This window comes from Rhodococcus sp. NKCM2511 (assembly GCF_014905595.1).
In the GTDB taxonomy this organism is placed as follows: Bacteria; Actinomycetota; Actinomycetes; order Mycobacteriales; family Mycobacteriaceae; genus Rhodococcoides; species Rhodococcoides fascians.
This window is the reverse complement of record NZ_BNHJ02000001.1, coordinates 2308357-2324582: the sequence shown is the minus strand read 5'-3', so window position 1 is coordinate 2324582 and position 16226 is coordinate 2308357. Positions and strand designations below refer to the sequence as shown.

Below are 16226 nucleotides of genomic sequence, written 5' to 3'. Positions count from 1 at the left end.
CGATGACGTCGTGCAGTTCGTCGAGCGAGGACACCGAGGACTCGGCCTCGTCGACCGAGGTCACCTACCCGTCCGTCGAATTCACCGCGCCCGGTGAGGGAATCGGTCTCGGTGAAGAGGATCAGGAGATCACGGGCCAGATCCCCGAGCCGCTCCACGTCGGCGAGATCACCCCGATCGGCGCAAACCAGATCCTCGGCATCGAAGGCGGCTTCGGCAAGCTCGAAATGACCGTCAACGCACTCGATCCCGCGACCGGCAAGGTCACCACCCGCGTGACCGTCGGTGCCGGAATCTGGGATCCGGTGGTGCACGGGTTCGTCGGCAAGACCAGTAGCGACCCGGCCATTGTCGCAGCCGAGGTGTGGCGTCCACGTGGATCACGTGGGGCAGCGGACTTCACCGTCAGTACCTATTCGGGAAACCTGCTCGAACCGAAGGAGGCGAAACTCCCCGATGTGGCACGAGTGCACTCACGGGAAGGATCGAACGCCGTCACCTCCGACGGCAAGTACTTCGTCAGCTGGGACGACGGGCTCTACGGAATTCGCGTCGTGGATCTGGGGGCCGGCAAGGAATCGGGCGCACTCCGCATAATCGGCTGTGGGCCGTTCACCTGGATGGTCGGCCATGATCTGTACAGCGTGTGCGAGGACACCCGAGAGCTCTTGCACGTCAACATCGGTGACGACGGCGTCCCGACCGAGGTGGGCCGCGAGAAGGTCCTCCCGGACGACTTCGTCAGTACCCGTAAGACGACGTTCGCCGAGGACGCGAAGAAGGCTCTGCTTGTCAGTGAGAACGGCGACGTGTTCGTCTTCGACTTCTCGAACGGACTTCCCACCGAGGCAGTGAAGCCGATCGGAAACGCCGGCGACCCGTCCGGACGCTTCTCGGAGAACGTCATCAACGCCGACGCGACCCGCATGGCCATCACCTACACCGACAGCATCATCCATCCGGACTCTGCGCGCGGCGGCTCGGTGGCGAAGATAGTACTGTCCGACGCTGCGAATCTTGCCCCCGTTCGCTCGTTGACGTTGGCGGACATCGGCATCGAGAGCTTCTCCTCTATGGCGTTCAGTCTGGACGGCAAGACGTTCTACGTACTGGGCGACGGTGCCGAGGTCGACGGCGAAGCGCCCCAGAAGCTCGTCGGATTCGCTGCCGCAACAGGACAGCAGGTCAGCTCCGTCGACATCGACGGCGCAGTCAACCCGATCACGAATCTGATCACGCCCGAGGAAATCGAGTGACTTCGCCCGACACCCGGTCGATGCTGGGCCGACGCCGCTTCCTGTCCCTCGCGACAGCAGGCGTCGGCCTGGCGGGAATCGGTGCACTCGGTGTCGCCGGATGCAGCACCTCCTCCGACGGGACGTCCGGATCCACGGACAAGTTGAACTACATCAAGCCGACCGACCCAGAAGTCGCTGCCGCCGAGGCGGCGCGCGCATCCTCCGGGAAGACAGCGACGTACGCCCTCGCGGCCGGCATGGCAGCGGTGGACCTGGGCGGGCGTCTGGTGAACACGTGGACCTACGGAACCGGTGCGGTAGCGCCGGAACTACGGCTCACTGCCGGAGACACGATGCGCGCATCGGTCACCAACTCCTTGTCGAGCGATACGAGTATCCATTGGCACGGCATCCGGATTCGCAACGACATGGACGGCGTACCACCGGTGACGCAGGAGGCAATAGGTCCGGGTACCACGTTCGACTACTCGTTCATCGCGCCCGATCCCGGGACGTACTGGTACCACTCGCATTCCGGCTTGCAGGCCGACCGTGGCCTGTTCGGGGCACTGATCGTGGAAGATCCCCACGACGATTCCGGTGCCGACGCCGATGCCGTTCTGGTACTGGACGACTGGGTCGACGGCCTGGGAACCACACCAGACGCGATCATGGCAGCGCTGAATCCGGAATTGCACGGCGGCGGTCACGCCGGTCACGGCGGGGCAGCGGCTCCGGCTCCGATCGGCGCAGACGAAGCCACGGTCGCCACGTCGTTGACCTCGTCGGGACACGGGCAGTCTCAGGTGCTCGGGGGCATGACGCAGCACATCGCCTATCCGCTCCACCTGATCAACGGCCGACCTCCCAATGATCCTGCTGTCGTCGAGGCCGCTGCCGGATCTCGACTACGGCTGCGAATCATCAACGCGGGAGCGGAGACTCCGTATCGGTTCGCGGTCGCCGGACACCGCATGACGATCGTTGCCGTCGACGGCTTCGACGTGGTGCCGGTCGAGACCGATGCGATTCTCATCGGTATGGCGCAGCGATACGACGTACTGGTGACTGTCGCTTCCGGCGCATGGCCGATGGTGGCCGCAGTGGAGGGCCGACCGGGATACGCGTCGACGGTACTGCGCAGCACAGATGCCGCACCCTTGGCGAATCCGGATGTCGGAGCATCGATTCCGGAGCTGGGACGCGAACTGGTTCTCGAGAGTGACCTCCGGCCGGCAGAGAAGTCGAAGCTGGCCGACAGGGCTCCCGACCGCGAGTTCTCGGTGGATCTGCTGCAGGCCGGTGATCGGTACGTGTGGGCGATGGCCGGGGCGGATGCGGGCAAGCTCGTCATGAAGCAGGGCGAGCGAATCCGCATCACCATGAACAACACGTCGACCATGTGGCACCCGATGCACACGCACGGACACACGTTCGCCGTTCCGGACTACGGCGGGCTGCGCCGAGACACCGTGAACGTCCTGCCTGGGACCTCCCTGGCGATCGACTTCGATGCCGATAATCCCGGCGAGTGGATGTTCCACTGCCACAACGCCTATCACTTCGAGGCGGGTATGACGGCGAACTTGATGTACATCAGATGAGAGGCAATCCATGAAGAAGATACTTGTCCTGGTCGCGGCGCTGGTTTCGCTGCTGGGCCTGACGGCGTGCAGTAGCGACTCGGGAAGCGATGCCCCCGCTGCGACGGTCCGAGTCGAGAACATGAGCTACAGCCCGGCGTCGGTGACGATCAAGAAGGGCGAGACCGTCGAGTGGATCTTCGACGACAACGGTCTGCCACACGATGTCGTCGAGACGGCCGACGAGACCTTCAAGAGCGAGCTGCTGACCGAAGGTAGCTACTCCTACACCTTCGAGGAGGCAGGCACATTCGACTATCACTGCACCCCGCACCCGATGATGCTCGGCACGGTCGTCGTCGAGGAGTGAAAACGGTGGTGGCGGTCTCCATCCTGACGATCGCCGCCGGGTGCTCGTCGGAACCTGGCATCGACGCCACCGTGCTCATCAGCAACGTCCGCTTCGATCCACAGGAGGTGAGCATTCCGGTCGGCGGCACCGTCGAATGGCAGTTCGACGATGGCGGACTGCTCCACGAAGTGCACGCCGACGGCGTGTTCGACAGTGGTGTCAACGGAGACAGTACTTTTCGGTTCACGTTCGACACGCCGGGTGACGTGGAGTACCACTGCTCGATTCACCCGTACATGTCCGGAACGGTTCACGTCGGCTGATGTGAACCACCACAGAAATCGAGGAGGTATCCATGACCACGATCATCGATCACACTGCACTGCAACAGGATATGCCCCAGATCAGACCGACCCTGCAGAGCTCGGTGGGGCTCGGCACACGCACCGTTCTGATTTCGGCTGCCGCCGCGATCGGCGCGGGTGCTGCACTCGCGTTCGGTCCGACTGCCGCGACCGGGCTGACCGGTGTCGTCGTCGCCGCGGGAGCCGTCACCGCACTCGCGGCCAACTGGTCGACGTGTGGGATGTCCGTCGCAGGAGTTGTCGTAGCACCGAAGCAGCCGGGGCGTAAGGGATCATCTACCCCGGTCCGTCGACTCGGTTGGCACGCACTGGGTTCCGTTGTCACCGGTTCTGTCACGGGTGCCACGATCGGTGCCGTTGGGGGAGTCATCTCGGGTGCTGTGCCGGTTGCCGCGATGCTCGGGGTGTGGGCCGCCCTCGCTCTCGCATACGGATTGCACGAACTGGGGCTGATCTCGATGCCGACTCCGATGCGTCGACAGCAGCTACCGCGTCACCTGCGGCGGAGTATGGAACCGTGGAAGGTGTCCCTGCTGTTCGGTGCCATCATCGGGCCGGGCTTCCTGATCTACATCAGGTCCAGCGCGTACTACCTGATGGCACTGGGTGTGGCAGCGATGGGCTCGCCTGCATTGGGTGCGGCTCTGTTCGTGACGGTCTCGCTCGGCCGCTGCATGCCGAGTGCGCTGGCTATCGTGCACACCCGCCGGGGCGGATCGATGCCAGGCTTCCTGTCGTTGATGTGCGTCGTGGACCGTCGCGTTCAGGCATTCACGGGTGCCGTGCTCGTCGGTGCAGCCGTGTTCGCGGGAGTCGTCCTGCTCTGAGCTGTGCAATCAGGGGTGGCCCGGGTTCGATACCCGGGCCACCCCTACTGGTCTGGTTGGAACCTCGACGCTCGGGGAATCATGTGTTGGTGGACGACGACGATGTTCTGGCGGTGTTTCGGCATGCATTCGACTGCGCGCGCAGCGGTGACGCCTCGTGGTTGCAGTCGTTTTTCGAGGCCGGAGGGTCCGTCGACCTGACCAACGACAAGGGCGACACACTGTTGATTCTGGCGGCGTATCACGTACAACCAGGTGCGGTGAGCATGCTTCTGACGCTGGGGGCTGCGGTGGATCGCGTGAACGACAACGGTCAAACAGCGTTGGCGGCCGCGGTGTTTCGTCGGTCGACGCCCATTGTGAGGATGTTGCTGAAGGCAGGCGCGGACCCCGCAGCCGGGGCTCGATCGGCGCACGCAATCGCCCAGTACTTCGAGTTGGACGACCTGGCAGCGATGCTGACCGAGCCCCAGTCGGGGTAGCCCTACTTCCTTGCCTTGGCCTTGGCTGCCCGCTTACGAGCAGGCTTGTCGGGGACCGAAGGCGGGATGTTCGACGCCATCACCGCGGGGGCACGATCCCAGGCTCGGTGCAGTCCGACCGCAGCGAACAACGCGTCGTTGAACGCTTTCACCGCTGTCTCGCCGATGACGACGCCTGGTTCGTCGGCACCGATTCCGGCCTGCTCGAGCAGTGCCGCTCCGTCGCCCCAGGCACCCATCGCTTTGCAATGACGGAATGCTTCCTGCAGCAGCAGGATCAGCTTGATGTCGTTCGTCGGTGTTGTTCCGCCCGCGACGACGAAGGCATCGAACTCGATCGAACGAACCGTGAGGAATGTTCGCTCGACCACCTGAGTGCGCATGCCCTTGCCGAGGATGCCGCCGGCCGCAGCGATGACGTGCACTGTGGCACCGCGGCGCGCGGCTGCCGTCCGTAGCTTGCCGATTCCGGACAGGTCCGATCCGGCGTCGGCGATGACGCCGATCTTGCGTCCGGCAATCGGTCCCGGAGCCTCGACGATCTGAGACAGTGCGGGGGAGAGCAATACGTCCTCAGCGGGTGTGCCGACGGGTGCAGGCAGGCCGAGGCCGGCGGCGACGCGCTCGCACAGATCGGCGTCGACGTTCGAGAGAACCTCGAGCTCACGTTCTTTGATCGATTGCTCGAACACTTTGCCCAACTCGAACGTGAATGCCTCGACGAGGTGATCCTGCTCGACGGCACTGAGGCTGCGATAGAACATGGTGGGCTGGGTGAAGTGGTCGTCGAAGGATGCGGGGTTCGCTCGTACCGCGCGGCCCTCGATGAGGCGTTCGGTCTGCACGTAACCGTGGTCCTTCTCACCTGCTACCGCTGGTTCTCCGTCGTCGACGGAGTTGCTGAGGTACGGGGCAAGGCCGGTGTGAACGGCGGTCTGGTGCATACCGTCTCGCAGCATGTCGTTGACAGGTGCATGCGGTCGATTGATCGGCAGTTGCGAGAAATTGGGGCCGCCGAGACGCGTGATCTGGGTGTCCAGGTAGGAGAACAGACGCGCCTGCATCAGCGGGTCGTTGGTGACTTCGATGCCCGGCACCAGGTGGCCCGTGTGGAACGCGACCTGCTCCGTTTCGGCGAAGTAGTTCGTGGGGTTCGCGTCGAGGGTGAGCTTGCCGATGGGTTGCACCGGAACCAGTTCTTCGGGAACGATTTTCGTGGGATCGAGCAGATCGATGCCCTCGTAGGTCTCGGTGCCGTCGTCGGGCATGACCTGAATTCCGAATTCGTATTCCAGTGGGGCACCGGCCTTGATGCCGTCGGACATGTCGCGTCGATGGAAGTCCGGATCTACGCCCGCTGCGATCTGGGCTTCCTCCCACACCAGCGAGTGCACTCCGGCAAGCGGCTTCCAATGAAATTTCACGAGGCTGGTCTCGCCGTTCTCGGCGACGAGGCGGAACGTGTGGACGCCGAAGCCTTCCATCGTGCGATACGAGCGCGGGATACCTCGATCGCTCATGTTCCACATGACGTGGTGAGTTGCCTCGGTGTGCAGCGAGACGAAGTCCCAGAACGAGTCGTGTGCCGACTGAGCCTGCGGCAGTTCGATATCGGGCTGCGGTTTGCCGGCGTGAATGATGTCCGGGAACTTGATGCCGTCCTGGATGAAGAAGACGGGCATGTTGTTTCCGACCAGGTCGAAGGTTCCTTCGTCGGTGTAGAACTTGACCGCGAAACCGCGGGTGTCGCGGACGGTGTCGGCGGAACCACGCGATCCGAGAACGGTCGAGAATCGCACGAAAACCGGTGTCCGCTTACCCTTCTGGGCGAGGAATCCTGCCTTGGTCACGGTCTTCGCCGACCCATAGGACTCGAACGTTCCATGTGCGGCGGCACCGCGTGCGTGCACGACGCGCTCCGGAATCCGCTCGTGGTCGAAGTGGGTGATCTTCTCGCGAAGATGGAAGTCCTCGAGCAACGTCGGGCCTCGATCGCCCGCCTTGAGCGAATGATCGGTGTCGGGTAGACGTACGCCTTGCGCAGTGGTCAGGAAATCACCGGTTTGGGCTCTCGTATCGCGAGCTCCGGTCGGGCCGTTGGGTGCCGGCGACGATTGATCCGGGCGAGGGATGGGTGGCATGTTCGGCCTTCTTTCGTTGTTGGAGCTGTCAACTCGGACGTTCGTGGTCGATGGACGGTGGGCTTCGATGTCACGCGCTCCCCGGGTCGTCGTAGAACAAGCCGTCTCCGCGGACGATGTCGAACGCGAGGGAGGAGATCGAGCGGGCATCGGCGTAGGCACGGGCACGCAGCCGCGCGGTTGCCTCGTCGAGCGACACATGCAGACGCTCGGCCAACACACCGACCGCAATGTTGATGTCGGACCGAGCGAAGCGAAATGCGCCCTCGGGTGGTCGAAGTGTCGACTCATCGAAAAAATTCGGTCGGGCTGCCACTTCTCCGACGACGATGTCACCGAGGGTCGACGCCGCAGCCTGGGCAGCGGCGATCTGTTGTGTCGTCATCGTTCCTGACTTTTGGGTGTAGAGCTCGAGGACCCCGAGTCGAGCACCACCACTGAACAATGGGAACGCGTACACCCCATGCACGTCGAGCTCCTGAAGAACTTCCGACGCGAACGACGGCCATCCCGTGGTATCGGGCCGATTACCGATGTCCGGGTGTAGTTGCGGCTCCCCGGTGACGAAGGCATCGATACAGGGGCCCTCGCCGGTGGTGAATTGGAGCTCGTCGATGCGGGCTGCTTCGGAGTTCGTGGCGTACAGCAGATCCCGAGCATCGGCATCGTCGGTGAGGATGGCGACCGCGGCTCCATCCACGCCGGCGTCGGTCACACACCTCTTGCTGACTCGTGCAACCCCCTCCAGATGGTGTCCGTACATCGATGCGCTGAAGCTATCGGAGTCCGGGGCGTGGGCGCGTCGGGACTCTTCCGTATTTTCTTCCTCGGCCACGTTGCCTTGCCTCTCTGTGTCATTCGAACCGCCACACCGAATCAGCGCACCACGCGGAACTGTTTCATCGATCGGTCGGTGGCGTCCGGGATGTTCACGGAGTTCGGTTGTGTTCCTCCCGCAATTTGCGACCCTCTTCGACAGCCTGCGCATCCTTTTCGTCGTTCTTGTCCGATACCCGGGTATCGCGGGGCGGCATTTGCAGGCGTTCTTCGGCGACGATGCCGGCCTGGAGTTGGCGGCCGCGTTCGAGTTCGGAGTCCAGTTCGGCACCGAACAGCAAGGCCAAGTTGGTGATCCACAGCCACAGCAGGAACACGATGGCTCCGGCGAGGGAGCCGTAGGTCTTGTTGTAGCTGGAGAAGTTGGCGACGTAGAAGCCGAATGCGACGGTGGCGAGAATCCATACGATGATGCCGACCGCGGCACCGGAACTGATCCATTTGAACTTGGGCTGCTGCACATTCGGTGTTGCGTAGTACAGAATCGCGACCGCGAGTACCACCACGATCAGAACGAGCGGCCACCGTGCGATGTTCCAGATCGTCAGTGCGGTGTCGCCCAGTCCGACGGCGTCGCCCACAGCTTTGGCCACGGGGCCACTGATGGCCAGCATGACGGCGGCGAGCGCAATCAGGGTCAAGGCGATGAGCGTGACCAGAAGCATCACGGGGCGCAGCTTCCAGATGGGCCGTCCCTCGTCCACCTCGTACATGCGGTTCATCGCGCGGCCGAATGCGCCGACGTAGCCGGACGCGGACCACAGTGCGCCTGCGATACCGATGATCAACGCGAACCCGGCAGTGGGCGCTTGGACGAGCTGTTCGATGGTCGGACGCAACGTGTCGACAGCGGATTGCGGGCCGAGATCGCCGACGACCTGCAGGACGCCGTCGACCGTGGCCTGTCCCTGGCCGAACACACCCAGCAACGACACGATGGCCAGGATGGCGGGGAAGAGCGAGAGCACGGCGTAGTAGGTCAACGCGGCTGCGAGGTCGGTGCACTGATCCCGGGAGAACTCACGGGCAGTCTTCTTCAGAACATAGATCCACGACGGCTTGGTCAGATCGGCGGGAGAGTCCGCTTTGCGCGGGTCATCCGGATCTGCCTCGGTGGGTGCGGGTGATGCTGCTGAATCGGCCATGGCGGTCGCATACCCGGGGTTTTTCGGTGGAAACCGGGAAATGCGACCGCCATGGCGGTGGTTCGATGCGTCGTCAGTTCACTTCGTTGCGCTCGTGCTCGGTACGCGCGTCGAGGTCGCTGTCGTCGAGATGCTTCGGCGTCTTGGCGTGCTCTTTGTGGTCGGGGTGAGCTTCCTCGGTGGGGATCATGACGTCGTCGAGGGTCGGTTCGTTGTTTTCAGTCATGGTGATTCGATGCCCGGGAGGATGGCGGCTCAAACCCGTGGATCACATCGGTTTCGATCGACGCACACGAGGGCACTTCGACTGGGGGGGGATCACCGGAGGTAGAAGATGCGAACAGTCGTCGTCGGAGCAACCGGAAATGCCGGCACGGCCCTGCTGCGAGCGTTGGCACGGGATCGTCCGAACGATTCGGTTGTCGGGGTCGCGCGGCGTCCACCGGAAACCGAATCTCCGTTCCCGACAATGGAGTGGGTATCGCTGGACGTGACGGCCGCCGACGCCGCGGATCGCCTGCCCGCGGTAATGCGTGATGCAGATGCAGTCGTTCACTTGGCCATCGCTTTTCAGCCGATGCGGGAGCGCTCTTATCTACGGGCAGTCAATGTCGACGCGGTGCGCACGGTGGCAACTGCCTGTGCGGACGCAGGAGTTCCTCATCTGGTGCACATGTCTTCCGGCGGGGTGTACGCACCGGGGTCGTACGGCGAGAAGGTGGACGAGTCATGGCCGAGAACGGGGGTGTCTCTGTCGACGTACAGCATGGACAAGGCCGCCGCCGAGGATGTGCTCGACGAGTTCGAGGCAGCGCATCCCGATGTCGCGGTCGCTCGAATCAGGCCGGGCCTGATCGGGCAGTACGAGTTCGGAAGTGCGCTACTGCGATACGCCCTGCCCGATCTCGTGCCGACGGCAATCGTCGATCATCTTCCGATCCTGCCCATCGACAGGTCGTTCGCCGTTCCGGCCGCACACAGCGACGATGTTGCCGATGCCATTGTGCGAGTGCTGGATCGGCGTGCAACCGGGCCGTACAACCTCGGCGGCCCTACACCCGTGCGAGCCCACGACGTGGCCGACGCGTTCGGTGCGCGCATCGTGCCCGTGCCCTCTCGGGTGTTGTCCGCTGCTGCGCGCCTCGGCTTCGAGACCCACGTGTCCGCAGTCCACCACGGTTGGGTCGATCTCGCGTTCGCCACCCCGATGTTGAACACCGACCGCGCTCGACGGGATCTGGACTGGACTCCGCGAATCGACGGTCCGGACGTCGCCCGGGAGGTCATTCGCGGAATGCGCGACAACGCAGGGTCCATCACGAGCGCGCTGCGCTCACGTACGGTTGCCGACCGCATCCGCGCCTTCGGTCGTCGAGGATTCATCTCCCGCGCGAAGAGGCCGTGAACACCGCATGTCCGACGCCGTGCCAGGTGTAAATTCGCGCTCATGGCATGTCGAATCAGTGAATTGGTACTCGAAGGTCGCGATCCCGAGGCCTTGGCGACGTTCTGGTGTGAGGTGTTGGACTTCGTCGTATTGGACAGGGAGGGTGACGGTTCCGTCGAGATCGGTGCGCGCGACGGTTTCGGCGGCTCGCAGCCGACCATCATTTTCATCCCTAGCGAGAATCCCGAGCCGGCGAAACCTCGACTGCACATCGACGTCAATGCAACCGATCGAGATCAGGACGCCGAGCTCGAACGACTGCTCACCCTCGGTGCCCGACGAGTGGACGTCGGCCAGACCGGCCAGGAATCGTGGCACGTACTGGCGGATCCGGAAGGCAACGAATTCTGTTTGCTGCGTCCGAGACTCAGTCCCGTCTGACGGTGCTGTTCTGGCGGTGATCGGCATCCGTCGACCGTCTGGACCAGTAGCTGGCGAGCAGCGATCCGGATACGTTGTGCCACACCGAGAAGACCGCCGCGGGGAGCGCTGCAGCGGGTGAGAAGTGAACCGAAGCCAGTGCCGCTGCCAAGCCGGAGTTCTGCATGCCGACTTCGATGCTGATTGCGCGGCGGCTGGCCACATCGAGTGCGCATGCCCTACCGATTCCGTAGCACACCGCGAGCCCCAGCGAGTTGTGCAGCACGACGGCAACGACGATGAGGGCACCGATCGACAGCAGGGTCGGCGCGCTGGCGGACACCACGAGGACAACCACACAACGGTGAAAATCCGGTGCAGCTGACCGCGGTGAGCGCGGTCAGCTGCACCGGATTCTGTACTCGGACGGTGTTAGTAGCTGACAAGCCTTAACTGGCCTGTGCTCACGTCGGTGGAGCGATGGTCGTCGACAACTCCAGTAGATGTGTGCGGGTGAGCGCGTGAGCGCGGTGCTCTTCGCGTGCGGCGATTGCCTCGACGACGTCGGCGTGGGTGTCGTGGTCCGAGTCCTCTCCGAACGCGCCCTTGATCTTCAGCATGTCGATCATCGCGGTCCGTAACCGTGGAGTCATGGAGTCGAAGAGTTCGAGCAGGATGTCGTTGTGCGACGCGACCACGATGGAGCGGTGAAAAGCCATGTCCGCCTCCACCAGATCGACCGCGTCGGCGCGGGCGGTGTTGCGTAGCTCGAGTGAGCGACGGATGACGTCGAGGTCGGTGGGAGTGCGTCGGGCTGCGGCGAGAGCTGCTGCCTCACCTTCGATGGCGAGGCGGGCCTCGAGGACGGCGGTGATGTGCGCGCGCTGGAGAACTTTGTCCCAGTCCGTCCGCGCCTCGTCGATCGATTCGACGAAGACTCCTGATCCCTGCCGGGTGACGAGGATTCCGCGCCCCGCCAGTTGTCTGATGGCTTCGCGCATCGTCGATCGGCCGACGTCGAACATGGGGGCAAGGGTCGTTTCACCTGGCAGTTTGGTGCCGACCGGCCACTCACCGGACTGAATTTTGGCATGCAACAGTTCGGCGGCCTGATCGGCCAACGAGGTTCGGCGTATCGCGGTCACAGTCGAACAATACTCCTCAGCTTGTCTGAGGAGTGGTGCTACATTGCTCGTATGCGCACAGATTTCCCCACTCTGTCCACTCCCGCCGGACCCGTTCCCGCCGGCGCGCCCACCTGGAATCGGCAGCGGCACTCCCAGATGCCGTCGCATCGTTACCGTGACGTCTACGCCAAGGTCGACATTCCGCTGACCCGGCGTCGCTGGCCGGAGCGACGGTTGACCGAGGCGCCGCTGTGGGTGCCGGTCGATCTGCGCGACGGCAACCAAGCGTTGCCCGAGCCGATGGATCCTGCCCGCAAAAAACAGTTCTTCGAGTTGATGGTTGCGATGGGCTACAAGGAAATCGAAGTCGGGTATCCCTCGGCATCGCAGACCGATTTCGATTTCGTGCGGCTGCTGGCACACACCGATCTGGCACCCGACGACGTCACCGTGGTCGTCTTCACCCCGGCTCGACGCGACCTGATCGAGCGAACCGTGGAGTCGATCCGCGGAATCACCAACGACGTCGTGATCCACATGTACACCGCCACGGCTCCTACGTGGCGCGAGGTCGTGCTCGGCCGGGAGGTCAACGAGCTTCGCTCACTGATACTTTCGGGCGCAGCCGACGTTCTCGAACTTGCCGGCGACCTGCCCAACGTGCGATTCGAGTTCTCACCCGAGGTCTTCAATCTCACCGAACCCGACTACGTCCTCGATGTCTGCGATGCGGTGACGACTCTGTGGGACGCGACGCAGCAGCGGCCGGTCATCCTGAATTTGCCTGCCACAGTGGAGGTCGCGACGCCGAATGTCTACGCGGACCAGATCGAGTACATGAACGACAACCTTGCGCGACGAGACAGCGTGATCCTGTCGGTGCATCCACACAACGACCGCGGGACCGGCATTGCCTGCGCCGAGCTTGCTGTCCTGGCCGGAGCGCAACGGGTGGAGGGCTGCGTGTTCGGTAACGGCGAACGCACCGGAAACGTCGACATCGCCACTCTCGCATTGAATTTGCACGCTCAGGGTGTCGATCCGATGATCGACTTCTCCGACATCGATCAGATTCGGCGCACCGTCGAATACTGCAACCAGCTCGAGATTCACCCGCGGCATCCGTATGTCGGCGACCTCGTACACACCGCCTTCAGCGGTACGCACCAGGACGCCATCAAGAAGGGTTTCGTCGAGCATCGCACTCGGGCGCTGAGCGAAGGCCGCTCCGAGCGCGACATCGAATGGCGGGTGCCGTACCTACCGATCGACCCCAGCGACATCGGTCGCTCGTACGACGCGGTCATTCGCGTCAATTCGCAATCGGGCAAGGGAGGAATCGCGTATCTCCTCGAAACCCACTACGGCATCGAACTTCCGCGTCGCCTGCAGATCGACCTCGCCCGGCACGTGCAGGCCCGCACGGATTCGATCGGTACCGAACTGTCGGCCGAGCAACTCTGGGACGTTTTCCAGAAGGTGTACATCGGTGTAGACGAACCCGACGTGACCCTGGTCGGTTTCGACTCTCACGACGACGACGGGTCCGCCGACACCTGCATCACGTTGAAGATCGACGGCACGTCCTTCGAGTCTTCACACACGGGAGTCGGACCCGTCGAGGCGCTCGTCGACGCGTTGTCTGCTCATGGCAGGCACGTGGACATCCTCGGTCTGACGCAGACGAGTGTGCGAGCCGGCAACGACAGTGATGCGGTCTCGATGCTCGAATATCGCACTGCCACCGGGTCTCGATGGGCGGCAGGGATCGATCGCTCCGTTCTGTCCGCCACCCTCGACGCGGTTCTTCGTGCCGCAAACGCGTCGACCTAACGGGATGGCCACTCACCGCCGTTGACGGCGAATGTCTGGGCGGTGATCTGACGGGCGCGATCGGAGGCCAGGAACTCCACCATCTCGGCTATGTCCCGTGGTGCTCCGGCGCGTCCGGTCATGGCAGACGCGGCCATACCGTCCTTCGCGTCGTCGGTCAGGACGTCGCGGAAGAACTCGGTGTCGGCAATGTAGCCGGGCGCAACAACATTCGCGGTGATTGATCGCGAACCGAGCTGACGCGCGAGGTCGATGTTCCACGACGCAATGGCGGCCTTGGCCGCGCCGTACGAGCCCGATCCTTTGTCTGCGGCGATCGACCCGATGGTGACAATGGCACCGCCGTCGTTCAGTCGCGGAAGCAGGCCGGTGGTCATCAGGACGGCCGTGAGCACATTGGACTCGAAGTTCGCTCGCCACGAATCGGCAACGTCGCTCAGGCTGTTCGGCGGTGTGCGGTCGAAATCGGTGTTGCCGCCGGCATTGTTGACCAGTACGTCGACCGGCCCGACTTGTGCTGCGAACGCCGTCACGGCCCCTGCATCGGTTGCATCGACGGGAGCCGCTTCGACGTTTCCGGCAATGTCTCGGGCGGCGTGTTCGAGAGCGGTCAGCCGTCGGCCTGTAATGATCACGTGCGCACCGTCTTCTGCGAAGCGGGTTGCTATCGCGCGTCCGATGCCGGTGCCGCCTCCGGTTACCACGACTGTTCGTGTCACTTCGATCTCCTCGACGTTGTAGACTTCGTTTAGACCTAAACGAAGCTACATCACATGACAGCGGGGAGCGAACAGTGACCGATCTCGATCCGGATGATCCCATCGACGCGATCGCCCTTGCGTGGACGAGAGAGCGCCCGGACACGCCCGTCGACTCGATTGCCATCGTGACTCGAATTGCTCACGTAGCCAAGCTGTTCGGTGACGATCGGGCTCGTCTGCTGAGGCAGTCCGGAGCCGACTCGGCCATCCTCGATCTGTTGTCGACGCTTCGCCGGGCCGGGCCTCCGTACCGACTCGGTACCCGGGAGCTCGCCGGCGCGGCGCTCGTCACGGCTGGGGCGATCACCCAACGCGTCGATCGTGCGGAGCAGCAGGGTCTCGTCGTCCGTCATCCCCGTTCCGATGGAACACGGCAGGTCGACGTCGAACTGACCGAATCCGGCCATCGCACAGTCGAACGCCTCGTGGACGAGGTACTGGGACGGGAGGCGGAGCTGCTCGAGAACCTCACTGCTCGGGAGAAAGAGCAGTTGGAATCGCTACTGCGACGACTGCTCGGGGAAATGCACGACGTGCTCGGCAGCGATCGTCGTCCGCCGCATGTCGGTGGCTGATCAGCGCAACATGTCGAGTATGCGGGGCAGGGCGTCGTCGACGGTTGCGGCAATGACGTCGTAATGAGTGGCACCGGGCACGGGCAGGTAGGTCACGTCGCGGATGCCCTGTGCCACCAGTTCCGCCGCGAGGGCGGTCGTCAGAGCCGGCGGCACGACGGTATCGGCAAGCCCCTGCTCGATGGTCACCGGCCGTGTGTAACCGGTGGTCGGCACGGATAAGTAGTCGCGGATAGCCGAGGTCATGGCGGGGTCGGAGAGCGATCGAGCCAGGAGCTGTTGTGGTGCAACGCCACTGGCCTTCTGTCGTAGGTCGCTGATGCAATTGTCCTCTGCATGCGCCAGGTAGTCGCGCCCCAGTTCGCTGAGATAGCTGTCCACGTCGAGATCCGGCCGAGAATCCCTGAGCCCGTACAGGACGTAGATCAGGGTGGCCGTGATGTTGTCGAGAGGTGCGATTCGGGGAGTGGTGGGTGAGAGCAGAGGAAGGACGGCTTCGAGGTTCGACGACGGTGCGAACGACATCACCCCGCGAAAATCCGACCGTTCTCCGTAGATGTCGGCGCGAGCCCCGGTGGTGAGTGCTGCTGCGCCGCCCTGAGAGTGTCCGGCGGCAACCCAGGTGCGCGACAGCTCGGGAAGTTCGTCTGCGGCAGCGCTGACCATGTCGGTGACGGCGTTCGCCTCCGAAATGCTGTTCAGGTAGTGGTGGGCGTCGGTGGTTCCGAGTCCGATGTAATCCGTCGAGACAACGGCCGTGCCGCTTCGTAGCAGCTGGGTGAGCAGGGGCTTGGACAGCTCGACGGCCATGGGGTCCTCGGCGGCACCGTCGTCGAGTGCTGTGCTCAGGGCGCATGAATCACCCACGCCGACGGTCCCTTTGGCCCACGACACGACCGGCCATCCTCCCGGTGGTGGTGTGCCGGAGGGGAGGTAGACCTGCCCGCGGGCAATCGCGCCGCGCCCGTGCTCGTCGGTGGTTGCGTAGGACAGTGCGTAACCCGCTGCGGCACCGTCGATCAGCCGCGGAAGCACATCGATGGACGTTGCCGGTGCCGCGTCGGCGATGGGGCTGAGAAGTCCCGCGCCGCCGAACACTGCCACCGCTGCAGGCAGAATCAAGATGGTGCGAATCTTCATGGCTTCCTTCGGT

The 16226-nt window shown here is 63.7% G+C and carries 18 protein-coding genes; 10 read left to right on the top strand and 8 right to left on the bottom strand.

What is annotated here, in order from left to right; all coding sequences use genetic code 11:
- Positions 1 to 2: 2 nt before the first annotated feature.
- The 6 genes from JLZ96_RS10670 (at position 3) to JLZ96_RS10645 (ending at position 4847) form a co-directional block, all read left to right on the top strand.
- Positions 3 to 1256 carry a hypothetical protein gene (locus JLZ96_RS10670; protein ID WP_236254092.1) on the top strand — a complete coding sequence of 418 codons (1254 nt, stop codon included), beginning with the start codon at positions 3 to 5 and terminating at the stop codon, positions 1254 to 1256.
- Between the two features lie 20 nt (positions 1257 to 1276).
- Positions 1277 to 2842 carry a multicopper oxidase family protein gene (locus JLZ96_RS10665; protein ID WP_201010704.1) on the top strand — a complete coding sequence of 522 codons (1566 nt, stop codon included), beginning with the start codon at positions 1277 to 1279 and terminating at the stop codon, positions 2840 to 2842.
- Between the two features lie 10 nt (positions 2843 to 2852).
- Positions 2853 to 3191 (top strand): cupredoxin family copper-binding protein, encoded by a 339-nt coding sequence (locus JLZ96_RS10660; protein ID WP_063216515.1) that lies wholly within the window; start codon positions 2853 to 2855, stop codon positions 3189 to 3191.
- Between the two features lie 8 nt (positions 3192 to 3199).
- Positions 3200 to 3496 carry a biphenyl 2,3-dioxygenase gene (locus JLZ96_RS10655; RefSeq protein ID WP_236253892.1) on the top strand — a complete coding sequence of 99 codons (297 nt, stop codon included), beginning with the start codon at positions 3200 to 3202 and terminating at the stop codon, positions 3494 to 3496.
- Positions 3497 to 3528: 32 nt separating this feature from the next.
- On the top strand, positions 3529 to 4365 hold the full coding sequence (locus JLZ96_RS10650) for a methylamine utilization protein (RefSeq protein ID WP_201010063.1): 837 nt from the start codon (positions 3529 to 3531) through the stop codon (positions 4363 to 4365).
- Positions 4366 to 4454: 89 nt separating this feature from the next.
- Positions 4455 to 4847, top strand: a complete 393-nt coding sequence (locus JLZ96_RS10645) for an ankyrin repeat domain-containing protein (RefSeq protein WP_236253890.1) — start codon at positions 4455 to 4457, stop codon at positions 4845 to 4847.
- Between the two features lie 2 nt (positions 4848 to 4849).
- Here JLZ96_RS10645 and JLZ96_RS10640 read toward each other — a convergent pair whose 3' ends face one another.
- The 4 genes from JLZ96_RS10640 to JLZ96_RS10625 all read right to left on the bottom strand — a co-directional run bounded on the left by JLZ96_RS10640 (position 4850) and on the right by JLZ96_RS10625 (position 9196).
- Complete coding sequence (locus tag JLZ96_RS10640) at positions 4850 to 6988, bottom strand: catalase (RefSeq protein WP_201010061.1); 2139 nt, start codon at positions 6986 to 6988, stop codon at positions 4850 to 4852.
- A gap of 70 nt (positions 6989 to 7058) precedes the next feature.
- Entirely contained in the window at positions 7059 to 7703 is a 645-nt protein-coding gene (locus tag JLZ96_RS10635; RefSeq protein WP_201010060.1) for a GAF and ANTAR domain-containing protein, read from the bottom strand.
- Positions 7704 to 7917: 214 nt separating this feature from the next.
- Complete coding sequence (locus JLZ96_RS10630; RefSeq protein WP_201010059.1) at positions 7918 to 8970, bottom strand: YihY/virulence factor BrkB family protein; 1053 nt, start codon at positions 8968 to 8970, stop codon at positions 7918 to 7920.
- 73 nt (positions 8971 to 9043) lie between these two features.
- Positions 9044 to 9196, bottom strand: coding sequence for a hypothetical protein (locus JLZ96_RS10625; RefSeq protein ID WP_196249585.1), 153 nt, complete (start codon positions 9194 to 9196; stop codon positions 9044 to 9046).
- A 108-nt stretch (positions 9197 to 9304) separates the two neighbouring features.
- On the opposite strand from JLZ96_RS10625, the gene JLZ96_RS10620 reads away from it, so the two are divergent.
- On the top strand, positions 9305 to 10375 hold the full coding sequence (locus JLZ96_RS10620; RefSeq protein WP_201010058.1) for an NAD-dependent epimerase/dehydratase family protein: 1071 nt from the start codon (positions 9305 to 9307) through the stop codon (positions 10373 to 10375).
- A 42-nt stretch (positions 10376 to 10417) separates the two neighbouring features.
- Positions 10418 to 10798, top strand: a complete 381-nt coding sequence (locus JLZ96_RS10615; RefSeq protein ID WP_094651069.1) for a VOC family protein — start codon at positions 10418 to 10420, stop codon at positions 10796 to 10798.
- Here JLZ96_RS10615 and JLZ96_RS10610 read toward each other — a convergent pair.
- Positions 10785 to 11123 (bottom strand): bile acid:sodium symporter family protein, encoded by a 339-nt coding sequence (locus JLZ96_RS10610; RefSeq protein ID WP_201010057.1) that lies wholly within the window; start codon positions 11121 to 11123, stop codon positions 10785 to 10787. The two genes, JLZ96_RS10615 and JLZ96_RS10610, sit on opposite strands and share 14 nt — an antisense overlap.
- Before the next feature lie 118 nt (positions 11124 to 11241).
- The gene (locus JLZ96_RS10605; RefSeq protein WP_236253888.1) at positions 11242 to 11922 is read right to left on the bottom strand and encodes a FadR/GntR family transcriptional regulator; all 681 of its coding nucleotides are present in this window, start codon (positions 11920 to 11922) and stop codon (positions 11242 to 11244) included.
- Between the two features lie 51 nt (positions 11923 to 11973).
- Here JLZ96_RS10605 and JLZ96_RS10600 point away from each other — a divergent pair, with 51 nt between their 5' ends.
- Positions 11974 to 13737 carry a 2-isopropylmalate synthase gene (locus JLZ96_RS10600; protein WP_236253885.1) on the top strand — a complete coding sequence of 588 codons (1764 nt, stop codon included), beginning with the start codon at positions 11974 to 11976 and terminating at the stop codon, positions 13735 to 13737.
- Here the strand turns inward: JLZ96_RS10600 and JLZ96_RS10595 are convergent.
- Complete coding sequence (locus tag JLZ96_RS10595; protein WP_201010054.1) at positions 13734 to 14456, bottom strand: SDR family NAD(P)-dependent oxidoreductase; 723 nt, start codon at positions 14454 to 14456, stop codon at positions 13734 to 13736. The genes JLZ96_RS10600 and JLZ96_RS10595 overlap by 4 nt on opposite strands.
- 74 nt (positions 14457 to 14530) lie before the next feature.
- Here JLZ96_RS10595 and JLZ96_RS10590 point away from each other — a divergent pair, with 74 nt between their 5' ends.
- Positions 14531 to 15073: a MarR family winged helix-turn-helix transcriptional regulator gene (locus tag JLZ96_RS10590; RefSeq protein ID WP_201010053.1), complete on the top strand. Its 543-nt coding sequence runs from the start codon at positions 14531 to 14533 to the stop codon at positions 15071 to 15073.
- On the opposite strand, the gene JLZ96_RS10585 is transcribed toward JLZ96_RS10590, so the two are convergent.
- On the bottom strand, positions 15074 to 16213 hold the full coding sequence (locus JLZ96_RS10585; protein WP_201010052.1) for an alpha/beta fold hydrolase: 1140 nt from the start codon (positions 16211 to 16213) through the stop codon (positions 15074 to 15076).
- Between the last annotated feature and the right edge of the window lie 13 nt (positions 16214 to 16226).